Origin of the sequence: Yeosuana marina (assembly GCF_011762485.1) — a bacterium.
GTDB lineage: Bacteria > Bacteroidota > Bacteroidia > Flavobacteriales > Flavobacteriaceae > Yeosuana > Yeosuana marina.
The window spans coordinates 1-3293 of sequence record NZ_JAAKGI010000016.1 but is presented as its reverse complement, the minus strand read 5'-3'; the positions used below and the strand labels follow the sequence as shown (position 1 = coordinate 3293).

Below are 3293 nucleotides of genomic sequence, written 5' to 3'. Positions count from 1 at the left end.
AGAGTAGTTTTTGACGGATTTTTCTAAAGAATTTTATCATTGGTTAGCGGTTGGTTATAATGAAGCACAACGTGATTGTGTAAGGATAGTTGCGTGTGCAAGCAACTAACTTACTAAAAATGGAACGAACCAAAGGAAAATCCGTAGGATTTTCCGAGTAGGCAAGAACCAAGCAATTATTTTTACACGGTGTTGGCACACGTTTTTTATATCCGATTATAATTGTCAATCCATTCTGAAAATGAGTCAGTTAATTTCTCAACTGTGTCAAAATCGTGGTCGAAAAAATAAACTGCAGAACTTTCCTTTTTTTCTTTTAGGTCAGAAGTCAAGAACGCAAAAATGTTTCCCATACTATCTGAAGCAAAAGGGATTAAATCAGTCGAAAGTTGAGCTGTCCATTCGTTCTGTTTGTCATAAATTATTCTTTCCGTTGTCCAAAATTCTTGGACGTCATATAAGTCAATTTCGTTGTCAACTATTATATCCAAAATATCTGGTGTATAGACATTTCCATATTTGGTTAGGAATAGTTCAAAGTCATTTGGGATATTGATTCTTAATTCCTTTTTTAGTTTTTCAATGTCAGATACAGATGCTTTTTCTAAATCATCATTTTTATCAAATCTTGTTATGAATTTATTAAATATCTCCATTTCTCAAATGTGTGCCAACTGTAGCGTGCATGAAACGTAGCGGTTAAATATCCACTGATTTCATTTTTATTGTTTGCCTTAAAAATAAGACAAAAATTTGATTTTAATACTTTTGACAGCTATGTTTTATGCGTGCTGTTGTGTTTAGTAAATAGCCAATGGCCAATGGGAATGCCTCCATTTACGTAGTCAGACTGGACGATACAATGGCATTTCTGGCGCAGGTTTATGGTTTTAAAATCATGCATTTTATCAGTGGCTGATAAGGTGGCGTTTTTTTAAAAGCTGCCCATGAATTTTTAACGTGCTTAATACCAGTACTGTAAAAGCCTTGTCTTTGGTTTGTCTATTGACTTTGTCGAAAAATAACACTAACTTGGGCAAGCTTTATGCGAATCAAAATTCGTATTTGATAGTGGAACTCTCATACGATTTCAATCGAAAGCTTGGACAGTCCGAAATTGTACATAAGTCCAATTCCATACTCCTTTTGCTGTATTGGCTATTCGTCCTGAATTTTATTTGGGTAGCAATAAACCTGGGAAGATCCAAAAGTCCGTCTTATTAAACACTAACGTGATTGTATAAGAATAGTGCGGTTTTGTGTGTGAGGATTTTCCGAAGGAAAATCAGATGCTAGCAAAACGCACTAACCTTTGATTAAGCACTAAACTAAGCATTATTTTTATACGGTGTTGTAACACGTTTTTTATTCAACTTTCTAAAAATCGTAAATCCAAATAATTGTTATTCGGATTTGTTGGGTCGATATATAATTCAGTTTCCTGTTTAATCGCAAAGTGCATTTTTAATTTTGTAGTGTCCATATCGATGTTCAATTTGTATTTAATTGAGTCATTATTGTATGGAACATCAATCAATATCACGTTATGATTAACATCAATATATTCATTCCGAGTGTTATATCCGCTTCCAACTTCGATTTCTTGTTTATAGCTATTACTTTGTATTTCTAAATTATCTAAATTGACAATAACTTTATCTCCGGTTCTAATTAGGTCAGCAATTCTTTTACTTTCTTCATCTTCTGCTTTATTTATAAGAATTTTGGTTTTAAGCATATAAATAAGAAAAGGTAAAACTAAGACTATTCCGATCGCTACAAAATAAAAATTTGTTTCTCCTGTAGCTTTATATCTTCCTCGTCCACCAATTCCTGCATAAATAATTATGAATCCTAAAAATGTAAGTCCAGCAAAAATCCAACTTCCAAAATCAGATAATATTTTTTTTATATTCATTTAGTTTAGTCAAATGTGTTACAACGTTCCTGGCTATGGCTAGTGCGGCATTTTGGAAACGTTTCCGTCCTCGCCAGCAGGATGGTTATTGGAAGTACAAAATATCATTTTTTACTTTCAAGCCAGCATTAGCTATAGCCGTTGTTGGCGCTAGTTTTTTTTCTTTTTTTTAATTCAATTATTTGCCCAATCATGTATGTTGGAATGGCAAGAATAATCGCGAATATTAGTCCGGTTATAAATGAAAAATTCCTTCCAACGTCATTTGTCAATCGAAACATAGCTTGCTCTTGTTCAGGAGTTATTTCTTCTCCACCGAAAAACCCGTCCTTATTCAAGTCAAAGTTGTTTAAGTCCCATTGATAGTAAATGTCATTTATAGTCGCAAAGCCAACTATGAAAAGGTAAGCTCCTAGGAAAACGGTCAAACTAATCCAGATCCACTTCTTCTTGTTTTCGATTAAAAGCTTTTGTCTCTTAATCACAATTAAAATAAGAAACAGTGCAGTCAGTATACTTGGTAGTAGTAAGTGGTATGGAATCGAAATCTCGTTCATTTTTAAATTAGCGCCAACGTGATTGTGTAAGGATAGTTGCGTGTGCAAGCAACTAACTTACTAAAAATGGAACGAACCAGAGGAAAATCCGCAGGATTTTCCGAGTAGGCTAGAACCAAGCAATTATTTTTACACGATGTTAGCACACGTATTTATATTTTATATCTATAATGTCCGATAATTTTAAAATCAAAAAGGCAATCTTCTAAAACTTGTCCGCTGCCAATATTGTGAACAATTAGATTCCGTTTTCCATCATCAGATTTTTTATTAACTACAATTCCAATGTGGGTTATTGCACCGCCCAAATTCCAACAAACTATATCTCCAGGTAAATAATCCTTTGCCTTGTCCGAAATCGGTTTTTCGGTACCTTTACGTTTGAAATAAGTCATCAAATTTGGAACTCTCCGATGGTCAATATTTTTGTCAGTTGTTTTTAGTCCCCATATTTTCGGATAAGCACTGAAGTTGGCTTTCATATCTTCATGAACATTTTTTTGCAAGTCAATCCCGATTTTTCGGTAAGCACGGATTACAACATCTGTGCAAACCCCTTTATCACTTGGTACATCTCCATTTGGATATTCAATAGAGAAGTAGCTCGGGTCATAAGTTACTTTTTGTTTGGTCAATTCTAAAGCACAATTAGACAATCTATTTTGGTCAATTTCTGTTTGAGAAAAACAAAGATTGATGCTAAAAAATAATATGATTAAAAGTACATTTCTCATATGTGTGCTAACGTGTACCTATATGAAAAGTAGCGGATTTTAAGAGCCATTTTTCAGATTAGGTATGCAGTTAAATGTAAGAAA

At 33.6% G+C, this 3293-nt stretch carries 4 protein-coding genes; all 4 read right to left on the bottom strand.

Features of this window, described 5'->3' with window-relative positions:
• Positions 1-206: 206 nt before the first annotated feature.
• On the bottom strand, positions 207-656 hold the full coding sequence (locus G5V56_RS12180; protein ID WP_166965382.1) for an SMI1/KNR4 family protein: 450 nt from the start codon (positions 654-656) through the stop codon (positions 207-209).
• Between the two features lie 713 nt (positions 657-1369).
• Positions 1370-1918 (bottom strand): hypothetical protein, encoded by a 549-nt coding sequence (locus G5V56_RS12175; protein ID WP_166965380.1) that lies wholly within the window; start codon positions 1916-1918, stop codon positions 1370-1372.
• Between the two features lie 128 nt (positions 1919-2046).
• Positions 2047-2475 (bottom strand): hypothetical protein, encoded by a 429-nt coding sequence (locus tag G5V56_RS12170; RefSeq protein ID WP_166965378.1) that lies wholly within the window; start codon positions 2473-2475, stop codon positions 2047-2049.
• 152 nt (positions 2476-2627) lie between these two features.
• Complete coding sequence (locus tag G5V56_RS12165; RefSeq protein ID WP_166965376.1) at positions 2628-3209, bottom strand: DUF1287 domain-containing protein; 582 nt, start codon at positions 3207-3209, stop codon at positions 2628-2630.
• Between the last annotated feature and the right edge of the window lie 84 nt (positions 3210-3293).

Coding starts and splice junctions, on each gene's coding strand:
- G5V56_RS12180 (WP_166965382.1), bottom strand. CDS start 656: ATGGAGATATTTAATAAATTCATAACAAGATTTGATAAAAATGATGAT.
- G5V56_RS12175 (WP_166965380.1), bottom strand. CDS start 1,918: ATGAATATAAAAAAAATATTATCTGATTTTGGAAGTTGGATTTTTGCT.
- G5V56_RS12170 (WP_166965378.1), bottom strand. CDS start 2,475: ATGAACGAGATTTCGATTCCATACCACTTACTACTACCAAGTATACTG.
- G5V56_RS12165 (WP_166965376.1), bottom strand. CDS start 3,209: ATGAGAAATGTACTTTTAATCATATTATTTTTTAGCATCAATCTTTGT.